This is a genomic window from Paenibacillus litoralis (assembly GCF_046244365.1).
Lineage (GTDB): Bacteria > Bacillota > Bacilli > Paenibacillales > NBRC-103111 > Paenibacillus_V.
The window spans coordinates 6171650-6192304 of sequence record NZ_CP176395.1 but is presented as its reverse complement, the minus strand read 5'-3'; the positions used below and the strand labels follow the sequence as shown (position 1 = coordinate 6192304).

Annotated in this window: 17 protein-coding genes; 16 read left to right on the top strand and 1 reads right to left on the bottom strand. The window is 54.6% G+C overall.

Annotated elements, in window-relative coordinates:
* Window positions 1–187 precede the first annotated feature (187 nt).
* The 12 genes from speD (at window position 188) to hemG (ending at window position 13021) form a co-directional block, all read left to right on the top strand.
* Window positions 188–589: an adenosylmethionine decarboxylase gene (gene speD, locus ACKGJP_RS26200; RefSeq protein ID WP_409341729.1), complete on the top strand. Its 402-nt coding sequence runs from the start codon at window positions 188–190 to the stop codon at window positions 587–589.
* 190 nt (window positions 590–779) lie between these two features.
* Complete coding sequence (locus ACKGJP_RS26195) at window positions 780–1310, top strand: S-adenosylmethionine decarboxylase (RefSeq protein WP_409341728.1); 531 nt, start codon at window positions 780–782, stop codon at window positions 1308–1310.
* Between the two features lie 81 nt (window positions 1311–1391).
* A complete protein-coding gene (gene hemA, locus ACKGJP_RS26190) occupies window positions 1392–2804 on the top strand; it encodes a glutamyl-tRNA reductase (protein WP_409341727.1) in 1413 nt (470 codons plus the stop codon).
* Between the two features lie 239 nt (window positions 2805–3043).
* On the top strand, window positions 3044–3868 hold the full coding sequence (gene ccsA, locus ACKGJP_RS26185; protein ID WP_409341726.1) for a cytochrome c biogenesis protein CcsA: 825 nt from the start codon (window positions 3044–3046) through the stop codon (window positions 3866–3868).
* 31 nt (window positions 3869–3899) lie between these two features.
* Entirely contained in the window at window positions 3900–4580 is a 681-nt protein-coding gene (locus ACKGJP_RS26180; RefSeq protein WP_409341725.1) for a bifunctional precorrin-2 dehydrogenase/sirohydrochlorin ferrochelatase, read from the top strand.
* 154 nt (window positions 4581–4734) lie between these two features.
* A complete protein-coding gene (gene hemC / locus ACKGJP_RS26175; protein WP_409341724.1) occupies window positions 4735–5694 on the top strand; it encodes a hydroxymethylbilane synthase in 960 nt (319 codons plus the stop codon).
* A gap of 52 nt (window positions 5695–5746) precedes the next feature.
* Window positions 5747–7333: a uroporphyrinogen-III C-methyltransferase gene (cobA, locus tag ACKGJP_RS26170; RefSeq protein ID WP_409341723.1), complete on the top strand. Its 1587-nt coding sequence runs from the start codon at window positions 5747–5749 to the stop codon at window positions 7331–7333.
* A 72-nt stretch (window positions 7334–7405) separates the two neighbouring features.
* Entirely contained in the window at window positions 7406–8398 is a 993-nt protein-coding gene (hemB, locus tag ACKGJP_RS26165) for a porphobilinogen synthase (RefSeq protein WP_409341722.1), read from the top strand.
* 7 nt (window positions 8399–8405) lie between these two features.
* Entirely contained in the window at window positions 8406–9338 is a 933-nt protein-coding gene (locus tag ACKGJP_RS26160; RefSeq protein ID WP_409341721.1) for a Gfo/Idh/MocA family protein, read from the top strand.
* A gap of 223 nt (window positions 9339–9561) precedes the next feature.
* The gene (gene hemE, locus ACKGJP_RS26155; RefSeq protein WP_409341720.1) at window positions 9562–10632 is read left to right on the top strand and encodes a uroporphyrinogen decarboxylase; all 1071 of its coding nucleotides are present in this window, start codon (window positions 9562–9564) and stop codon (window positions 10630–10632) included.
* Entirely contained in the window at window positions 10629–11567 is a 939-nt protein-coding gene (hemH, locus tag ACKGJP_RS26150) for a ferrochelatase (protein WP_409341719.1), read from the top strand. Before hemE ends, hemH begins: the two co-directional genes overlap by 4 nt.
* Window positions 11567–13021 carry a protoporphyrinogen oxidase gene (hemG, locus tag ACKGJP_RS26145; protein ID WP_409341718.1) on the top strand — a complete coding sequence of 485 codons (1455 nt, stop codon included), beginning with the start codon at window positions 11567–11569 and terminating at the stop codon, window positions 13019–13021. Before hemH ends, hemG begins: the two co-directional genes overlap by 1 nt.
* Before the next feature lie 110 nt (window positions 13022–13131).
* On the opposite strand, the gene ACKGJP_RS26140 is transcribed toward hemG, so the two are convergent.
* Window positions 13132–13791 (bottom strand): Crp/Fnr family transcriptional regulator, encoded by a 660-nt coding sequence (locus ACKGJP_RS26140; RefSeq protein ID WP_409341717.1) that lies wholly within the window; start codon window positions 13789–13791, stop codon window positions 13132–13134.
* Between the two features lie 80 nt (window positions 13792–13871).
* Here ACKGJP_RS26140 and hemL point away from each other — a divergent pair, with 80 nt between their 5' ends.
* The 4 genes from hemL to ACKGJP_RS26120 all read left to right on the top strand — a co-directional run bounded on the left by hemL (window position 13872) and on the right by ACKGJP_RS26120 (window position 20626).
* Window positions 13872–15173 carry a glutamate-1-semialdehyde 2,1-aminomutase gene (gene hemL, locus ACKGJP_RS26135; protein WP_409341716.1) on the top strand — a complete coding sequence of 434 codons (1302 nt, stop codon included), beginning with the start codon at window positions 13872–13874 and terminating at the stop codon, window positions 15171–15173.
* Between the two features lie 342 nt (window positions 15174–15515).
* Window positions 15516–17276, top strand: coding sequence for a sensor histidine kinase (locus tag ACKGJP_RS26130; RefSeq protein WP_409341715.1), 1761 nt, complete (start codon window positions 15516–15518; stop codon window positions 17274–17276).
* Between the two features lie 3 nt (window positions 17277–17279).
* Complete coding sequence (locus ACKGJP_RS26125; RefSeq protein WP_409341714.1) at window positions 17280–18722, top strand: response regulator; 1443 nt, start codon at window positions 17280–17282, stop codon at window positions 18720–18722.
* A gap of 167 nt (window positions 18723–18889) precedes the next feature.
* Entirely contained in the window at window positions 18890–20626 is a 1737-nt protein-coding gene (locus ACKGJP_RS26120; protein ID WP_409341713.1) for an extracellular solute-binding protein, read from the top strand.
* The last annotated feature ends 29 nt before the right edge of the window (window positions 20627–20655 follow it).

Genomic DNA, 20655 nt, shown 5'->3' with positions numbered 1-20655 from the left:
TTACAAAAAAAAGTATTGCATTTCCGGTCAATAGATGTTATTTTTATCTTCGTTGAAAACTTTATAGGAACCAGGATTCACTCAGGACATGTAATGTTGCGAGAGATTATTCCCTCGAGAAGTGAATGACGTAGGTCCTAGCGGATGAAATCAAACAATTTTATTCCTAGGAAGGGGGAACCGGAAGATGGAATACTCAACTTTCGGGCGCCACGTTGCCGTAGACACTTGGGGAGTCAATTTTGACCTTCTCAACAACGCGGAATGGCTGCAAGCACAAATGGTAGAAGCTGCTGAGGTTTGTGGCGCGACCGTATTGTCGGTTCAAGCCAAACAATTCGAACCACAAGGCGCAACGGTCTTAGTTATGTTATCGGAAAGCCATATCTCGATTCATACGTATCCTGAGAGAGGTTTTGCCGCACTTGATTGCTATACTTGCGGTGAAACGGTTGATCCTCAGCTGGCTATCGATTATATGATATCGGTATTGAAGCCAGAGACGGTACACGCGAAGAAGCTCATTCGTGGACTCGGCGAGCTGAAGGTAGAAACGCCTGCGATCCGTCAAGCCGAAATGGTGAAATAACCGACGGCGATTAAAAGTTTTCCTTATAGAGCGGAGAACCTAACCATGGAGCAATCCATGGTTATTTGTTTTGATCCGTGTCCATACAATGAAACCAGTAGCCTCATTAGCCAGGCAGTTCCTATTGAGGCGCCGCAGACGATAAGTGCGAAATGTTTGTGGGGATATTGGTGGATGCGGAGGGAATGAAATGGGAAAGCTACGTATCGGGAAATTGTTCGTATGGCTTTTGGCCGGCTTCGTGATTTTAGTAACGCTGCTCCAGCTTTCCGGCGGGAAGAAGGGCGAGGAAGGGCATGAAGATGCAGCACATTTGCTGTTTCAGGTGTCTCAATTCCAAATGGAACTGCTCGCGAATGCGGTTACGGAGGCCGAAAAGGCAAAAAATACGGATGAGCTCAATGCCCTCAAGCAAGCGGCTTATTCGGCGAACTACACCCACGAAAGGCTGGTCATGGCGGAAGGGGATCGTTTGTCCGAGCTTGCGTCGATGCAGCAGCTGCTGCAGTATATCGTCAGGCTGCAAATTGCCGGGCAGCGCGCGTTAAAAGCGGAGGAAGTGCAGACGATTCAAGCTGCAGGCAAGCTGTATAAAACGATGAACGAAGACTACGCCAAGCTGATGTCCTCCGGAGGCAGCGTGATTTCGTCCCAAAACGACAAACTGAAGAAGACGGATAAGGCGATTGTCGAACAACTCCGGGACGTACAGAAGCATTAAATTCATACTTTTTTCATAGATTGCGGTGGGACTAGTACGATTCTGTGCTATAATTAGGTTTGCGAAAGGAGGGTGAACACAATGCATATCATCGCGGTCGGTCTAAACTATAGGACAGCTCCTGTCGAAATTCGCGAGAAGTTTGCTTTTATGAAAGAAGAGCTTGCTTCCGCACTGCAAAAGCTGCGACAAACGAACAGCATCCTCGAATGTGTAATTGTGGGCACCTGCAACAGAACGGAAATCTATGCAGTTGTCGACCGGATGACCTTATGCGGTCATTATATTCGCGAATTTATGGAAAATTGGTTCGGCGTGTCGCGCCACCATTTCAATAAGCATTTATATATTTATGAGGACGGTCAAGCGGTCGAGCATCTTTTCCGCGTTACGAGCGGGCTCGATTCCATGGTCATCGGTGAAACGCAAATTCTCGGCCAAGTGCGTGACGCCTTCCTGCTTGCGCAGCAGGAGAAAACGACGGGGACGTTGTTTAACACCCTGTTCAAACAAGCCATTACGCTTGCGAAGCGGGCTCACTCGGAAACGTCGATCGGCGAAAATGCGGTATCCGTCAGCTATGCGGCGGTAGAGCTTGGCAAACGTATTTTCGGCAGCTATGCGAATAAAACGGTCGTCATTATCGGCGCAGGCAAAATGAGCGAGCTGACGGCTAAGCATTTGCATGCAGGCGGCGTACGCAAGGTGCTGGTCGTAAACCGGACGAGCGCCCGTGCGGAAGAACTGGCGGGTAAGTTTCACGGAATCGCGTGCTCTATGGAGCAGCTTCCGGCATGCCTCGCCGAAGCCGATATCGTCATCAGCTCCACCGGGGCTTCTCAGCTTGTTCTGACGAAAGCGGACGTTCAGCGGGTTTTGCCAAAAAGAAAATCGCGTCCGTTGTTCATGATCGATATTGCGGTTCCGCGGGATTTGGATCCGACGATCAGCGATTTGGCTAACGTTTATTTGTACGATATTGACGATCTGCATTCGATTGTGGACAGCAATTTGGCGGAGCGCAGGAAAGAGGCCGTCAAAATCGAAGGCATGATCGCGGAAGCGATCGCTGCTTTTGATCAGTGGTACAAAATGATCGGGATGGGCCCGGTCATTAATGCCCTGCAGACGAAGGCGAACCGCATTCACGAGGAAACGCTCGAAAGTATGCTGAATAAGCTGCCGGAGCTCGACGAGCGTCAGGTGAAGGTCATTCGCAAGCTGACCAAAAGCATTGTGACGCAAATGCTTCGCGACCCGATTCAGCGCGTCAAAGAAATGGCGGGCGAGAAAAAGGGCGACGAGGCGCTTGCGATGTTTACCCAGTTTTTCGCGCTGGAGGCGCTGCTTGAGGAGAAAAAGAATGCCGAGAGCCGGGAGGCGGAAGAGCGGATTGCCGCCGTTACCGTTCGTCAAGCCGTCACCATTCAAGCGGACGACCCGCATATCGATATTCGTTCCTTAGCCGGAGCGGAAATGCTGGTTAGACCATAACGGGGGAGCTGGTCGGGGGAAAGGTTTCGGGGCTCCACGTAAAGTAATAGGATTAAGCTACGAAGATCTCGCTTCACTTTATGGGAAAGGTTTCGGGGCTCCCCGCAAAGTACTCGGAATAAGCTGCGAAGGCCTCACTTCACTTTGTGGGGAAGGGTTTCGGGGCTCCCCGTAAAGTACTAGGATTAAGCTACGAAGATCTCGCTTCACTTTATGGGGGATCTATAGAGGAGGAACGCATGGTTAAACAGACCTGGCTATTTGATGCGATCCTTTACATATACGCCCTGGGCCTGCTGTTTTACTTCTCCGACTTCGCGAAAGCGAATCGGAGCGCCAAACGGATGGGAACGGGGCTGCTTGTTTTTGTATGGGTGCTGCAATCGTTCTACCTGGCGTCCCATTTGTACAGTCATGAGCTGCTGACCGCATTCACGAAAACGGAAACGCTGTTGTTGTTTGCTTGGGCTATTTTGACGCTGTCGCTTATTATCAGCCGGTTTCTGAGAATAGAGCTCTTCGTATTTATCATTAATATAGGCGGTTTCGCGGCGCTCGCCCTTAACGTGTTCGGCAATCCGGAGATGGTGCCCAGCCGGGAAGGGTGGGAAATCGACGACGAGCTGCTGTTCGTCCATATTTCGCTAGCCGTTGCCGCCTATGCGGCTTTTACGGTAGCGGCGGTTTTCTCCGGCATGTACTTGTTTCTGCACCGCCGGCTGAAGGGCAAGCAGTGGTCGCAGGCAGTCAAACGGCTGCCGAGTCTCGAGAAAATCGATATGTATGCGTTTCGCGCTTCCATAAGCGGAATCCCGCTGCTCGTTGCGGCGCTGGCGCTTGGCATCGTATGGGTGCTGCTGCAGGGGAACGCCTTGCTGCTGCTTGATGCGAAGGTGATCAATTCGCTTGTCGTGCTTGCCGCCTATTTCTATTACTATATCATGCGGCAGTTTTTTCAGCCCGCGGGCAACCGGCTTGCGCTCTGGAACCTCTATGCGTTCGGCATCGTGCTGCTGAATATGATTTTGACGAACTACATGTCATCGTTTCACCATTGGTTATGAGGCCGTTAGGCAAGCGAGGAAGTGAGCGACTGTGAACGAAAATGGCGCCGGTATGTATTATCCGGTCATGCTCGACATAACCGGCAAACGCTGCGTCGTCGTAGGCGGAGGAACGATTGCCGAAAGAAAGATCGAATCGCTGCTTGCGTCTAAAGCGAATGTGACCGTGATCAGCCCTGCGCTGACGAACCGGATTGAAGAATGGGCGGCAGCAGGCAAAATAACCGTCCTCCTGAGGGGCTTTGAACCGGGCGACACGGAGGGGGCGTTACTCGTTATCGCCGCTTCCAACGTCGAGGACGTGAATGAAAAGGTCTGTACGGAGGCAAGGGATGCCGGACGGCTGGTCAGCGTAGTCGACCGGCCGGAAACGGGGAGCTTTATCGTCCCTGCCGCGTTCACCCGCGGCAAGCTGCAGGTAGCCGTCTCCACGTCCGGCGCAAGCCCTGCGCTAGCGCGGGATATGGTGCGGGAGCTGAAAGACGAGTACGGACCGGAGTATGCGACGTATCTCGATTTCTTAAGCGAATTCCGTTTGAAAGTACGGCAGTTGGTCAAAGATGCTGAGCATAGGCACGCGCTTGCAAGAGAGATTGTCAGGATCGATCTGCTGGAACGTATCCGCAGAGGCGAGTTCGAGTCCTTTCGCCGCGAGCTGATGCATAAACTCGAGGCGGAGCCGGAATCGTTCGGTTTGGAAGCTTGGCTCTAGCGGTATCGGCTGCGGGAGCCGGGCATTTTCGCTAGTTAAGGATTTGGAAAACTCTACGCAAAGCGCTAGGAATCAGCTATCCGTTTGCTGCGGCAGAACGGTTTCGTTGGACTGACATCGCTTTGAGGGGATTTTAGACATGGGGGTTCAGACAATGCGGACAATCGTAGTAGGCACTAGACAAAGCGCGCTGGCGCTGACGCAAACGAATCAAGTCATTGAGCAGCTAAAGGACATTTGCAAGAGGGATGGAATCGAATGCGAGTTTGCCGTTCGCAAAATCGTGACGAAGGGCGATCAAATACTGGATGTTACCTTGTCAAAGGTAGGAGGCAAGGGCTTGTTCGTGAAGGAAATCGAACAAGCGCTGCTAGACGGCGAAATCGATATGGCCGTACACAGCATGAAGGACATGCCGGCCGAGCTGCCTGACGGACTGGTTATCGGGGCTGTGCCCAAACGCGAGGATCCCCGCGACTGCCTGATTTCGCGTCAAGGCTATTTGACGCTGGACGAGCTGCCGGTGGGAGCGAAGGTCGGAACGAGCAGCCTGCGGCGCGCAAGTCAGCTTAAGCATCATCGGCCCGATCTTCAGATCGAATCGATCCGCGGCAATATCGATACGCGGATCCGGAAACTGGAAGAGGAAGGCTTCGATGCCATTTTGCTCGCGGCGGCAGGCTTGCACCGGATGGGCTGGAAGGACCGGATTACGGCATATTTGCCGGCGGACCTCTGTATTCCGGCTGTCGGCCAAGGGGCGCTCGGCATCGAATGCCGCGGCGACGATACGTTCATGCTGGAGCTGCTCGGCAAGTTTACGGATGACGAGACAGCGCGCTGCGTAGAGGCTGAACGAAGCTATCTCCGTACGCTGCAGGGCGGCTGTCAGGTGCCGATCGGCGCCTATGCCCGGCTGGAGCCCGCGCAAGAAGGCGAGTCTTCGGCACGGCTTTTGACGCTGACAGGCATCGTCGGCTCAGCAGTCAGCGGCGAGCTGCTGCGCGAGACAGTCTCGGGCAGCGATCCCGAGCGGCTGGGCGATAAGCTCGCGCAGTTTATGATCATGCGGGGGGCGGACCGGATGCTCGCAGAAGCGACGGCTCAATCTTAATTAGGTAAGGATCCTTTCTTCGGAGAAGAGAGGACTTAGGAGGTTTCCATTCATGGCGAACGGTACAGGAATCGTCTATTTGGTTGGCGCAGGACCGGGAGATCCGAAGCTCATTTCGCTCCGTGGGCTTGAAGCGATTCGGAAAGCCGACGTCGTCGTGTACGACAGGCTTGCGAGCCCGCAGTTGCTCAAGCATATGAAGGACGGCGCCGAGAAAATATTCGTCGGCAAGCTGCCGGACAAGCATATGCTCAAGCAGAGCGAAATCAATCAGCTGCTTGTCGATCTGGCCGTGCAAGGGAAGACGGTTACGCGCCTTAAGGGCGGCGATCCTTGCGTGTTCGGACGGGTCGGCGAGGAAGCGGAGCTGCTTGCGGACAACCGCATTCGTTTCGAGATCGTTCCCGGCATCACATCCGCCATCGCAGTGCCCGCTTACGCCGGTATTCCGGTAACGCACCGCGACTTTACGTCGTCCTTTACAATCGTGACGGGTCACGAGTACAACAATAAAACGTATTCCGATATCGACTACGCGAAGCTTGCTTCCGCTACCGGGACGATCATTTTTTTGATGGGCGTGGCCAACATCGCGAATATTCGCGATCAGCTGTTAAGATGCGGAAAGCCGGCCGATCTGCCCGTGGCCCTAATCCGCTGGGGGACGTGGATGGAGCAGGAAACGCTCGTCGGAACGCTTGAGACGATCGTGGAGCAGGTACGGGAAGCGAACTTTCAATCGCCGGCCGTCATTATTGTCGGCGAAGTCGTACGGCTGCGCGAGAAGCTCGCCTGGTTCGAGCATAAGCCGCTTTTCGGCAAACGAATCATGGTTACCCGTTCGCGGAGCCAGGCTAGCGAGCTGGCGGAGCGGATCGATGAACTCGGCGGAGAAGCCGTCGAATTTCCGGTCGTGCAGATGCGTCAGCCGATCGATCCGGCGACGCTGCAAAAGCTGGATGATGCGCTTGCGCATTTGGATCGGTACGACTGGGTCATCTTTACGAGCGTGAACGGCGTCGAGTACTTTTACCGGCGACTGAAGGAGCTGCGCATCGACGTCAGGCAGATGCATAAGGCACGGATAGCCGCCGTAGGGCCCAAAACGGCGGAAAGCTTGCTGGAGCGCGGCATCATTGCCGAGTCGCTGCCGTCAAAATTTCAGGCGGATTCGTTGTTCGAGGCGCTCGAGCCGATGCTGGCCGCAGGACAGCGCGTTTTGCTTCCGCGGGCGGATATTGCCGCAAAATGGCTTCCAGGCAAGCTGCGCGAGGTCGGTCTCGATGTTACGGAAGCGGATGTGTACGAGACGGTGCTTTCCGAAGCGGAGGAAGTCGGCGAGATCATCGCGATGCTGGAAGCAGGTTCCATCCACGCCGTAACGTTTACGAGCTCGTCGACGGTGACGAATCTTCTGGCCATATTAGCCAAGAAGGGCGTAGAGCGGCCGCAAGAGCTGCTGGCGGGTCTCACGCTCGCGTGCATCGGTCCGATCACGGCCGAAACGGCGCGTAATGCCGGGCTTACCGTGCAGGCCGTAGCGGAAGAAGCGACGATCGAGTCGCTGGTGCAGGCGCTTGCCGCCGCGCCGCTGCCCGTAAAGAAGAGCGCCGGAGCCGAAGGACGCACGGACGAATGAACTTATCCCGTTTTTTATAGTCTCATCCTATAGAGTCAGCATGACAATCAGAATCAGCAGGAGGTAATATCGATGGCATTCCCCGTAGTACGCCACCGCCGGTTGAGAGGATCTCAGGCGATGCGCAATCTGGTAAGAGAAAATCAAGTTACCGTAAATGATTTGGTGTATCCGATTTTCGTCACTCACGGCAAGGGAGTAAAAGAGGAAATTCCGTCGATGCCGGGCGTCTATCATTTTTCGCTGGATACGCTGGAAGAGGAATTAAAAGAAATCGACGCTCTCGGGATTCAAGCGGTGCTGCTGTTCGGGGTTCCGGCTTACAAGGATGCGGAAGGCAAGTCTGCCTCCGACGATGAGGAAATCGTCCAGCAAGCGACGCGCATGATCAAGCGCATGCACCCGGAATTGCTGGTAGTAGCGGATACGTGCCTGTGCCAGTTTACCGACCACGGCCATTGCGGCGTCATTCATGTGGATCCGGTGATGAACCGCGCGACGGTCGACAACGATCTTTCGCTGGAGCAGCTTGTCAAAACCGCGGTTTCGCAGGCTCGCGCCGGCGCAGACGTGATCGCGCCTTCCAATATGATGGACGGCTTCGTGCACACGATTCGTACCGGACTGGACGAAGCGGGCTTCGAGCATGTCCCGATCATGTCTTATTCGGTGAAATATGCTTCGGCTTTCTACGGACCTTTCCGCGATGCGGCGCATTCGACGCCGCAGTTCGGCGACCGCAAAACGTATCAAATGGATCCGGCCAACGTCCGCGAAGCGATGCGCGAAGCCGAATCCGACGTGATTGAGGGTGCCGACATGCTGATGGTCAAGCCGGGGCTTGCTTATTTGGATGTCGTCCGCATGCTGAAGGACAGCTTCGATCTGCCGGTCGTCGTGTACAATGTCAGCGCGGAATATTCGATGGTGAAGGCTGCGGCGGAGAAGGGCTGGATCAACGAAGAAGCAATCGTTCTCGAAATGATGACCGGTTTTAAACGTGCCGGTGCAGATATGATTCTGACGTACTTTGCGAAGGACGTCGCCAAATGGCTGAAGGGGTGAGCTTGACGTGAAACGGTCGCGCATCGGCTTGATCGGCATCGGAGATATCGCGCGCAAGGTGTATTTGCCGCTTCTTTCCCAGCATCAAACGGTTGAGCTTGCAGGCGTGATGAGCGCGTCGGCCGCGACGGTGGAACGGACGAAAGCGACGTACCGCATCCCGTTCGGCACAACAAGGCTGGACGAGCTTCTCGCCCTCGGGCTGGATGCCGTATTCGTACACAGCCCGACGGAAACGCACCGCGATATTGCGATGGCTTGCCTGCGAAGCGGTACGGCCGTTTACGTCGATAAACCCCTCTCCTACAACATCGGAGAGTCGGAAGAGATGGCGGCTTATGCGGAAGCCAAAGGGATGCTGCTGGCCGTCGGCTTTAACCGCCGCTATGCGCCCATGTATCAAGTGGCCAAAGCATGGGTGGAGGAAGCCGGCGGGATCGACAGCTGCGGCGCGTTCAAGCACCGGACGAAGCTGCAGGAACATGATGCCAAGCGGACCATCTATGACGATTTGATTCATATGCTCGATCTGCTCCTGTGGCTTGGAGGCCCGGATGCCGAAATCATAGGCAAAAGACTACGCGCGGACGGGAGCGGAAGGCTGCTTGACGCCGCGGGCATGCTTGCATTCGGCGATTATGCCGGGAGGCTCGGCAAGTACGAAATGGTGCGCACGGCCGGCGCCGACATGGAGAAGCTGGAGCTGCACGGAAGCGGACGTTCCGCCGAGGTGTTGAATATGGAGCTTGCCCAGCTGTATGCGGCGGGAGCGGCTCCGCTCCAGCGAACTTTCGGCAGCTGGGATACGGTGCTTGAACGGCGAGGCTTTGCCGGAGTTGTCGATCATTTTCTTACCTGCTTGAACGATCCGGAGGCATGCGGGATACGCGCGGATCTGACGCTTCCGACGCACCGGCTCGTGGAGCGGCTAGCGGAATGACGGCGAGCGAAAGCCGGGCAATTAACGAGTTTTATAACGAGTGTGGGATTAGGCGGCGAGCAATCGCGAACGTTGTCGCCTTGACCGCAGCTCGTTTTTTTACGGGTGAGGGGTATTCCCTTTGTCATACTTTTGTCGGTTTCTGTACGGGATTCGGGTTGTTGCACTCTCCTAAAACGGGCATAATAAAAAGTATTGGATCTATGGAAATGAGGAGATTTGAGTGAGTTACAACGATACATTTATTCGAGCATGCCGCAAGGAACGGACGGAGACGGTTCCGGTCTGGTATATGAGACAGGCCGGCCGGTACGATCCCGACTACCGCAAGATTAAAGAAAAGTACAGCTTGCTTGAGATTTGCAAGCAGCCGGAGCTTGCCGCCGAAGTAACGCTGATGCCGATCCGCAAGCTGGGGGTGGATGCGGCGATTTTGTATTCCGATATCATGAATCCGGTCGCATCGATCGGAATCGATTTCGATATCGTCAAAAACATCGGACCGGTCATTCATAATCCGATCCAGTCCGCTGCGGACGTCGAAAGGCTGCGTCCGATCGATGTCGAGGGAGACTTGCCGCACATTTTGGAGACGATCCGGATATTGGACCGCGAGCTGAAGGTTCCGTTGATTTCGTTCGCGGGTGCACCGTTTACGATTGCAAGCTATTTGATCGAAGGAAAACCTTCCAAAAACTATTTGAAAACGAAAGCGCTCATGTACAGCGAGCCGGCCGTATGGCACTCCTTGATGCAGAAGCTCGGCGATATGGCGATTACCTACCTGAAAGCACATATTGCCGCAGGAGCGAAAGCCGTTCAGTTGTTCGACAGCTGGGTCGGCGCGTTGTCGCCGGCCGATTTCCGGGAATTCGTGCTGCCGACGATTCGCCGTATTTTTGACGAATTGAAGCCGCTAAGCGAACCGAAAATCTACTTCCCGGGCGTCAGCTCGGGGGAGCTGCTTCCCGATTTGCAAGGGATAAACGCCGACGTCATCGGCTTGGACTGGCGGGTACCGATTCAAGAGGGGCGCCGCCGTGTCGGCGATCGTTATGCCGTGCAAGGCAATCTTGATCCGACGGTGCTGACCGCTCCGATGCCGGTCATCGAGAAATATGCCAAGGACATCATCGATCAAGGCATCGAGCGTCCCGGCTTCGTATTCAATCTCGGTCACGGGCTGTTTCCGGAAGCTTCGCTGGAGAAGCTGCACGAGCTGACCGGCTTCATTCACCGCTACTCGCGCGAGGCGATTGCGGCGCAAGATGCGAAAGGAAGTGTAGCGAAATGAGCAAGCGGCATATCGGGGTACTGGTGATGTCCTACGGCACGCCGGAGAGCATGGACCAGATCGAGGCCTACTACACGCATATTCGAAGAGGCTCGCCGCCGTCGCCGGAGCAGCTTCAGGAGCTTGTAGACCGGTACGAAGCGATCGTGGGGGGCTTTTTCCCGCTGCGCGAAAATACGAACAAGCAGGTTGCGGCTCTGGAAGAGGCGCTGAACAACGGTAGCGGCGAAGACGTTGCCTATACCTGCTACCAAGGCTTGAAGCATGCCACTCCGTTCATTGAAGACGGTATAGCGCAAATGGCTGCAGACGGGATCAAGGAAGCGGTAGGCGTCGTACTGGCGCCGCACTACTCGGCGATGAGCGTAGGAAGCTACATCAAGAGAGCTCAGGAAAAGGCGGACGAGGCCGGTCTGCCGATCCGTTTCGTGAAAAGCTACGAGCTTCATCCGAAGCTGCTCGAAGCGCTGACGATCCGCGTCAACCATACGCTGGCTAAATTTGAAGACCGCGGCGCCGTACGCGTCATTTTCACGGCGCACAGTCTTCCCGAGAAAATACTCGAGATGCGCGATCCTTATGTGGATCAACTGATGGCTTCCTCCAAGGCCGTTGCGGAGGCTTGCGGCATTACGAACTGGCAGTTCGGCTGGCAGAGCGCCGGCCGCACGGCTGTTCCTTGGCTCGGACCCGACATTCAGGACACGCTGCGGACGATTCATGCGGAAGAGCAGGTAAAGGATGTGCTGATCTGTCCGATCGGCTTCGTTTCCGACCATTTGGAAGTGCTGTATGACGTCGATATCGAATGCCAACAGCTTGCCGCCGAACTGGGGATGCATCTGGAGCGCACGGAATCGCTTAACACCGACCCGCTATACATGGAAACGCTGCGCGACGTTGTCGTTTCCGAAGCCGAAAGGGACGATCGCTAATGGCATCGGTCAAGCAAGTCGTCGTTGTGGGCGGCGGCATTAGCGGGCTCAGCTCCGCGTTTTACGTGAAAAAGCTGTTTGCCGAAAAAAGGATTCCCGTCAACGTCACGATCGTGGAGAAGAGCGGAACGATCGGCGGTAAAATTCACACGCTGCGCCAGGACGGCTTCGTGATCGAAAAAGGCCCGGACTCGTTTCTAGCCCGCAAAACGCCGATACTCGACATCACCCGGGAGCTGGGGCTGGAGGATGAGCTGACCGCGACGAATCCGAAGGGCAAGCAATCGTATATTTTGCATAAAGGCAAGCTGCATCCGATGCCTCCGGGCTTGGTGCTCGGCATTCCGACGGAGATCGGGCCGTTCATGAAAAGCGGCCTGATCTCCGTTGCAGGCAAGGCGCGCGCCGCATTGGATCTGCTGCTCCCCGTTCGGAAGGGGGATGCGGACGAATCGCTCGGCGATTTCATCGAGCGGAGGCTTGGAAGCGAAGTGCTCGATCATATTGCCGAGCCCCTGCTTGCCGGCATTTATGCGGGGGATACCCATCGGCTAAGCCTGCAAGCGACATTCCCGCAGTTTCAGGAAGCGGAACGCAAGTATGGCAGCCTCATCAAGGGGATGATGGCCAACCGCAAAAGCGCGGCTGCCGCTGCCGGCTTGCCGGAGATCGCCCAAAAAAGCGTGTTCTTGACCTACAAGAACGGGCTGTCCACTTTAGTCGAGGCGCTGCTGGACGAGCTGAACGACGTCCGGATCGTAAGCGGGCAGGGCGTTCAGGCGGTCGTTCGCAACGAGGAAGCTGCCGGGGGCGGTGACGCAACCGGGGAAGGATCGGATTACTCGGTCGTTATGGAGAACGGCGAGAAGCTGCCGGCCGACGGGGTGATCGCTGCCCTGCCGGCATATGCGCTGTCGAAGTTGTTTCCCGGCGTTCCCGGAGTGGAGGCGCTTGGCTCCATTCGTTATGTTTCGGTTGCCAACGTCATTATGGCGTTCAACCGGGAAGACGTCCGCCATCCGCTCAACGGCTCGGGCTTCGTCATTCCGCGTAAAGAAGGCCGGTTTATTACGGCATGCACGTGGACGTCGTCCAAATGGCTTCACACCGCGCCGCAGGGAAAAGTGCTGCTGCGCTGCTACGTCGGCAGAACCGGCGAAGAAGAGCGGCTGCTGTACGCGGACGGCGAGCTCGTGGACAAGGTGCGCAAGGATATCGGCGAGCTGCACGGCATTAACGCGAAGCCGTTGTTTGCTGAAGTGACCCGCTTGAACGATTCGATGCCGCAATATCCGGTCGGGCATCTCGATACGATCGCGGGGGTACGCAAGCAGGTGGAATCGCAAATGCCCCATGTGAAGCTGACCGGAGCCGCCTTCCGCGGAGTCGGCATCCCGGACTGCGTCCGCCAAAGCAAAGAAGCGGCGCTGGAGCTTTGCCGTTTGTTCGCGTAACGGGCACTCAGCCCGCCTAGAAGTTGCACGGCGTCTTCTCTAAACGGTCCATATCTGCGCCAAAAAGCCGCCCTGAGAGAGGGCGGCCGGTGCCGTTTCGGAAGGGCGCTTCAACGAAGCTTGGACAAATCGAGCTTGATGTCACTGCCTTCATGGACCAAAATTTGCTTATCGTGCAGATCGCGCATGACCTGCATCAACACCGGCTTCTGCACGCTGGACATTTGCGAGAGCTCGTCGTAATTAAGGACGAGCTTGATCGTAATCGTATTGCCTTGACGATTGCCGTGCTTGTTGGCCAAAGTAATGACGCTCTTGATCACGCGCGAACGGGCATCGAGGAACGTCAAGTCGTTCACATGCTGATTCGTATCCCGCAGCCGCTGGCAAAGCTCGCGCATGATCATGAGCGTCATGTAGAAGTCGGACTTCAGAAGGCTGAGAAATTGGGATGCCGTCAGCGACAGCAGCGTGCTGTCCGACAGCGTTTGGGCGGAGGCGGAGCGGGCTTTGCCGTCCAGCAGGGAAAGTTCGCCGAAGCAGTCGCCTTCATGGATGACGGACAATATTTTTTCGTCGCCGCCTCTGCTCGTGTATAATTTAATGGAGCCTTTCAGCACGATATAGAACGTGTTGCCCGGCTCGTTCTCCCGGAAGAGAACGGTTCCGGCTTTGAACGATTTGCGGGTGCAGAGGCCTGCTACCGCCTCCAGTTGGCTGTCATTCCATGGATTGAACAGCGGTACTTTGCGCAGTGCATCAAAAGACATCGGATTTCATCGCCCCTCGTATCGAATGACCACTGTCATTTTATCATATGAACCCACTATTGAGATAGGAGATGTTGAACATGTTGGAACAATCGCGCACTAGAACCGACAAGCTTTCGAGTGAAGCGTTCGCCGAGGCGAAGCAGTATATTCCAGGGGGTGTCAACAGTCCCGTACGCGCGTTCAAATCGGTCGGTCTGACGCCGGCTTTCATCAAGAAGGGCGAAGGCTCCCGCGTTTACGACATCGACGGCAACGTATTCATCGATTACGTCTGCTCTTGGGGCCCGCTGATTCTAGGGCATGCTCATCCGGAAGTGGTCGAAGCGATCAAGCGGACGGCGGAGAACGGCACCAGCTTCGGCGCGCCTACCGAGCTGGAAACGGCCATGGCCAAGCTCGTTTGCGAACGGGTTCCTTCGATCGAGCTTGTTCGTATGGTAAACAGCGGAACCGAAGCGACGATGAGCGCGCTTCGCCTCGCCAGAGGCTTTACGGGCCGCAGCAAAATTTTGAAATTCGAAGGCTGCTACCACGGCCATGCCGATTCGCTGCTGATCAAAGCGGGCTCCGGCGTAGCGACTCTGGGTCTGCCTGACAGCCCGGGCGTACCGGAAGGCGTTGCGGTCAATACGATTACGGTGCCGTACAATGATATCGAATCCGTGAAGGTTGCTTTCGCCACGTACGGCGAAGACATCGCAGCGGTCATCGTCGAGCCGGTCGCCGGCAACATGGGCGTCGTACTGCCGGTGCCGGGCTTCCTGCAAGGACTTCGCGACATTACGAAGCAGTACGGCAGCTTGCTTATTTTCGACGAAGTCATGACAGGCTTCCGCGTCGGCTATAATTGCGCGCAAGGGCGCTTCGGCATTACGCCCGACTTGACTTGCCTCGGCAAGGTCATCGGCGGCGGCTTGCCTGTCGGCGCGTACGGCGGACGCCGCGACATTATGGAGCGTATGGCGCCGAGCGGCCCGATCTACCAAGCGGGTACGCTGTCCGGCAATCCGCTTGCGATGGCGGCGGGCTTCACGACGCTTTCGCTGTCGACGCCCGAGGTGTACGAAGCGCTGGAAGCGAAGTCGGCCCGCCTCGAAGCCGGAATGCTGGCCAACGCGGAGAAATACGGCGTGCCGAGCACGATCAACCGGATCGGCTCGATGGTATGCCCGTTCTTCACGGAGCAGCGCGTAACCAACTACGAAACGGCGAAGACGTCCGACTTGAGCAAGTTCAACCGTTATTTCGGCAATTTGCTCGATCTCGGCGTCAGCGTGGCGCCTTCGCAATTCGAAGGCATGTTCGTTTCGGCGGCGCATACGAACGACGATATCGACGCGACGATCGAAGCGCACGGCGAAGCGCTGCGCAGGCTGTAAATTCGGTTGTTTTCAATAAAGTTTATCGTTCACTCTTTAAGCCTCTTACCGATCTCGCTTTACGCGGGAGGTAAGGGGCTTTTTTCGATGTTTCGGAAGCTAGCGGGTCCTTCTAAAAGATAAACATAGCCGCCTAAAAAACTGACATGCCAAGGGGCGGCGCACAAATTTATAATGGATAGAAGCTCGGAAGCGGCCGCTGTCAGTCGTCGCAAGCATATACACGAAAAGTGCCTGCGCTGCAATGCGGCAAGGGCTCTATTTGGTATCCCGCAACAATATTTTCTTGTTGTACATTCCTTTATCTCATACAATATCGATAAGCTGCGAGGGGGATAAGGGATGGATTATTGGAAGAAGCGACCGATTAAGCTGCAACTGCTGGCTATGTTCTCTCTGTTTCTGGTGGCCATCCTGTTGGTCATGTTCGTTACGTACACGCAATCCAAAAAAATGATCTATGAAAAAAATCAAGAGTATTCGATCGAACTACTAGATAAAATAACGCAATATATCGAGTCCCAAATCGACAGGATCGACGGCTTGCTCGTCAATACGGGCATCAACTCGGATGTGCATCAGTATTTGAAAACGAGCGACTTGCTCGACAAGATCGACTTTTTCCGGAAGGTCGACTCCCAGGTAACGAGAATGATTCAGCTCGAGACCGGCATCGTCGCCATGACGATCGTCGGAGCGAACGAGAATAACCTGAATCTGATGTCGGACCCGAACAATAAACAGCTGGTCATGGATACAATAGCGGATATGAAGGGAATGAGCGGTACGCATTTGAAGCCGTATTATTACGGCTTTCGAAAAATCGTCGACAGCAATGTCGAGCATCAATATTTCGCGGTAGGAACGACGGTCAGCAATATTTTTCCGGCGTATCCGCTCGGACATTTGGTTGTCATTCTGGATTTGCAGGCGCTGTTTCCGAAGTTTGGCACGATGATTCAGAATAGCTTCGGGAATTTCTACGTTCTGGATCGCAGCGGAATCGTTTGTTCAAGCAATGAGCCTGCGATGATTGGACAAAAGCTGGATTTGGAGGCGCTCTCGGGCAACCAGAAGGACGAGAATGTCGTTCAGTCCGTAGAGCTGCGGGCGATGGAAGGGAAAATCGTCAACGTATTTTCGAAGGACGACCTGTTTCGCGGGCTGGATCAAACGAGGAAAGTGTATTGGTGGATATTGGCTTTTTTTATCCCGTTCATGTGCCTGCTGATCTGGATGATAAGCCGCAACGTTCTGGGTCCGATACGCACCTTTATGCGCTTTATTCAGGTCCATCAGGTTAAAAACATTTATCATGAGCAGAAAAGGCTTCAGCTGTTCGGTTATCACGAAATCATGGTAATGGCCGAAAAATTCAATGAGATGCTTAATGAAATCGATCATTTGACGGATGAGGTCGTTTCTTCAAGAACGCGTATCATGGCTCTCGGCCTAATGAAGAAGCAGGCGGAGCTTGCTTATTTAAAGCAGCAGGTGAACCCGCATTTTCTGTACAACATGCTGGAATCCCTTAAGGGGATGGCTAGCGAAACCGGGGCGCATGAAATACGGGAAATGCTCGGCGCGCTTGGCCGTATGCTGCGTTACAGCATCAAAGGGCAAGAAGAAGTGAAGCTGGGGGAAGAGCTGGAGATTGCAAAAGCGTACTTGAAGCTTCAGCAGTTCCGGTTCGACGATCGCTTCGATGTCCGAATCGAGTTTTCCGGCGAGCTGCTGAATTACCGGGTGATTAAGATGATTTTGCAGCCCATATTGGAAAATGCGATCACACATGGCTTGGAGAACAGGATGGTGAAAGGGAATTTGCTGCTTCAAGGACAAATGCTGCCGGACGGCAATATCGAAATCCGGATCAAGGACGACGGGCTCGGCATTTCGGCCGAAAAATTGGCTTCCATTAGAACGGAGCTGGCAGCCGGCGACGAGTTTATGGATCGGATCAAAAACAGCGAGCATCTGGGTGTCGTCAATGTCCATAATCGTTTGCGAACCGTTTATGGCGAGGCGTTCGGCTTGAGCATACAAAGCGTCCCGGAAGCCGGGACGGAAGTCATCATTTTGCTGCCGAAGCGGGAGGAATGAGCCATGTATAGGGTAATGTTGATCGATGATGAGAAATGGATCGTCAAAAGCTTGAAAAGCTCGATAGATTGGCGTTCGCTTGGCTTCGAAATCATTGCCGAGGCGTTCAACGGCGAGGAAGGCTTCGAGAAAATAAAGGAATTGACGCCGGATCTGGTGTTTACCGATATTCGCATGCCGGGTATGGACGGTCTTGAATTGATGCGGCGAATCAATGAATGGAACCCGGATATCAGCTTTATTATTACGTCAGGCTATAAAGAGTTCGAATATGCCAAGAAAGCGATTCAATACGGCGCGCTCGATTACTGCTTGAAGCCGTTCGATGAAGAAGAAATCAGCGAAATTCTCCGGAAATACAGCCGAAAGCGGCAGGCGCAGGGCGCGATGCTCCAGATCGAGCTGCTCAATCTGCTGCAGGAGAAAAGCGCCGGCGCCAAGCCGCGCATAGAACAAATCATGGGCAGGCTGGGGCTGCCGTGGGACGGAGAGGTTGGCGCAACCGTATTGGTTGTCATAAGCTCGGATTCGGAGCCGGCATCGTTGCCGGAGCTCCCCTGCATCCCTCGACTATCGCTGCAAACGGGGCGAAAAAAATGTGCACATCTGTTTCGGGGCGATCAAACGGCGGCTCTTTATGATAGGTTCTCCGAAGCTCTTCCGTCAGGCGTCGAGGGAATCGGCATAGGAAAGCGGATAATGGACCCAGCCGAGCTCATTCAAGCGATCGGTGAAGCCGATTCGGCGGCGCATCATTTTTTTATTGCCGGTAAAAGCGGGTGCTGGCTGGCCTCTGCTGAGAACGGCAAGGCGGGCGAGCTGAAGGAATTGCTTTGGAAGCTAAGTAAGTCGCAAAATACCGAGTGGATCGATCCGCTGATCGAACGCGTTCGTTCGTGTATAGAGGGCGGCCATTTTACGATTCGCAGCGCATTATCCTTCTATCATATGGTCCTGTTCAGCTTGTATCCGATCGAGGAAGAACATCTGATCACATACGAGGAGCTAGTGAGCAGATTCAGGGATATGGATCGCTTGATCGATTATGTGAGAGAGCTGCTAACCGATCATTATACCCGTTCCATCCCGGTTAGCGCGCCGGGTTCGCAAAATGCGACCTTCCTCAAAATCGTCGCGTATGTCGATACCCATTTCCGGGAGGATATTTCGCTGCAGAGCGTCTCCGATCAGCTGGATTTGAATCTGAGCTATGTCAGCCAACTGTTTCGCAAGGAGGGGGCGGACACCTTCCTGCAGTATTTGACCAAGAAGCGAATCGCATATGCTTGTGAGCTGCTGGCCGATTCGTCTACACCGATTCAGGAAGTAGCCGAGCAAGCCGGCTATTTGGACTATTTTCATTTTGCCAAAACGTTCAAGAAAAGCACGGGTCAGACCGCTACGCAATACCGGGAGACTTATGCCAAGGGCGAAGGTCATGAATAATGAAAGCGTTATCTAAAAGATGAACATCCGGGACCTAAAGAACGAACATGTTCAGCCGGTTTGGTTCGGCTATATAATAAAAGCAGAAGTAATACTAACATAAACGGTTAGTTTTACTTACGTATTGGTGTTAGATTTGAGAGATCCATTTGGGGGAGGAAAACGGATTGAAAGCTACACGTCAAAGGCTCGTATCCGCAGCGCTTATCGGCAGTCTCTTATTCATTTCGGCATGCAGTACAGACAAAACCAAGGAAGGCGCGCAAAGCAGCCCGCCGTCCGGCTCGCCTGCCGCGGAAAGCTCCAAAAGCCCGGCAGTCAAACAAGAGTACGTGATCAAAGTGCTCACGCAGGGGAACAACCAGATCAAACGAAGCGACGAAACGAAGATCGGCAAGAAGATCAAAGAGAAGTTCAACATCGTGTTCGAGTATACGCAAGCGCCCGGAAACTACGCGGACAAGCTGAACCTGATGCTGGCCGGCAGCGACTATCCGGAAATCATTGCGATTCAGGACAATGCGACCTTCGACAAGTACGTGAGAGCCGGCGCGCTGCTGCCGATCGACGATGTGGTCAAAAGCTCGACGGCGTTCTCCGAACGGTACAAGGTGCAACTTCCGTTATGGAAATTGTCGGCGTTTGACGGCAAGCTGTACAAATGGGAAGGCATGGTGCCGGTCGACTTCCGGAACAATGTCGAAGTCAACGACGTGGGCGTCCGTACCGACGTTCTGAAGCAGCAGGGCTGGCCGAAGCTGGTATCGACGGACGATTACATCCAGTTTCTCAAGAAGGGGCTTGAAGCGAATCCGACCACGAACGGCAAGAAAACGATCGGCATGATCGTGCCTTTCGGGGAGCCGTGGGGGATGCAAGGAATTTCCTCGATTATGTACGAGAAGGGCGGCCGATATTCGACGGCGGCCGGCAATCTAGGCGTGCTTTGGAACCAGGTAGACAAGAAGTTCGAAGATATGATGACCAACGAATACGTGAAGGAGAGCCTCGCTTTCTTCAACAAGCTGTACCGCGAAGGCATTTTGGATAAAGACTCGTTCACGGATAAAATGGATCAGTTTCAAGAGAAGCTGAACAGCGGCAGGGCGTTGTCGAGCTGGTACGTGGTATGGGGCTTGACGGCGGCAAATCAGGGGCTGATCGATGCCGGACATCCGGAGCTGCAATACATCAACCAGCCGATTCGCAGCAAGAAGCAGGTCGAACGCAATGAGAAGCGGCAAATTCGCGTAGAAGATACGCGTCCGTTCGCCATCTTCGCGATCACGAAGAACGCCAAGCAGCCGGAACGGATTAAAGAGCTGGTGGCATGGGCGGCGACGGAGGAAGGGCGGACTTTGCTCCAATCGGGCATTGAGGGAGAAGAATATACCGTTGTGAACGGAAAACGCGTGCCGACGGACAGCTATAAGAAGGCGTTGACGAATCCGGAATTGTCCGGAAGCATCGGTTTCGGATCGTTCGATTTCCTCGGCAGCGTGATGTCGAATGCGCCGGACGGCGTCCCTTACAGCATGTCGCTCGATCCGAAGCTTCAGGACGAGCTGCAGCTGACCCAAGGCATGCGGGACGCGTACAAACAGCTTGGCTGGGAAAGCTCCAAGGATTATTTCGTTAAGACCGGCGAAGCGGCCAACACGGGAATCGCAGGCACGATCGCCATCGATACGACGTCGGAGCTCGGCGCCCTGCACCAGAAGATGGTCGATTTCCGGGTCAAAAATTCGGCTACGCTGATTGTCTCGCCGAAGACGGACGAGGAATTCGAAACGATGTACCAATCCGTTATCGCCAGCTACAAGCAATTAAAGCCGGAAACCGTCGTGAATGAGTACAACAAGCTCTATCAAGAAAAACAGGCGCAGTTAAGCCAGCTTAAATAACACGCCGGAGCGGGGGAGAGGAGTCGGGC

Excerpts from the sequence above, each read along its gene's own strand:
- hemB (WP_409341722.1), top strand. The coding sequence starts at position 7,406 with ATGGCATTCCCCGTAGTACGCCACCGCCGGTTGAGAGGATCTCAGGCG.
- ccsA (WP_409341726.1), top strand. The coding sequence starts at position 3,044 with ATGGTTAAACAGACCTGGCTATTTGATGCGATCCTTTACATATACGCC.
- hemH (WP_409341719.1), top strand. The coding sequence starts at position 10,629 with ATGAGCAAGCGGCATATCGGGGTACTGGTGATGTCCTACGGCACGCCG.
- hemC (WP_409341724.1), top strand. The coding sequence starts at position 4,735 with ATGCGGACAATCGTAGTAGGCACTAGACAAAGCGCGCTGGCGCTGACG.
- ACKGJP_RS26140 (WP_409341717.1), bottom strand. The coding sequence starts at position 13,791 with ATGTCTTTTGATGCACTGCGCAAAGTACCGCTGTTCAATCCATGGAAT.
- ACKGJP_RS26195 (WP_409341728.1), top strand. The coding sequence starts at position 780 with ATGGGAAAGCTACGTATCGGGAAATTGTTCGTATGGCTTTTGGCCGGC.
- ACKGJP_RS26125 (WP_409341714.1), top strand. The coding sequence starts at position 17,280 with ATGTATAGGGTAATGTTGATCGATGATGAGAAATGGATCGTCAAAAGC.
- ACKGJP_RS26130 (WP_409341715.1), top strand. The coding sequence starts at position 15,516 with ATGGATTATTGGAAGAAGCGACCGATTAAGCTGCAACTGCTGGCTATG.
- cobA (WP_409341723.1), top strand. The coding sequence starts at position 5,747 with ATGGCGAACGGTACAGGAATCGTCTATTTGGTTGGCGCAGGACCGGGA.
- speD (WP_409341729.1), top strand. The coding sequence starts at position 188 with ATGGAATACTCAACTTTCGGGCGCCACGTTGCCGTAGACACTTGGGGA.
- hemG (WP_409341718.1), top strand. The coding sequence starts at position 11,567 with ATGGCATCGGTCAAGCAAGTCGTCGTTGTGGGCGGCGGCATTAGCGGG.
- hemA (WP_409341727.1), top strand. The coding sequence starts at position 1,392 with ATGCATATCATCGCGGTCGGTCTAAACTATAGGACAGCTCCTGTCGAA.
- hemL (WP_409341716.1), top strand. The coding sequence starts at position 13,872 with ATGTTGGAACAATCGCGCACTAGAACCGACAAGCTTTCGAGTGAAGCG.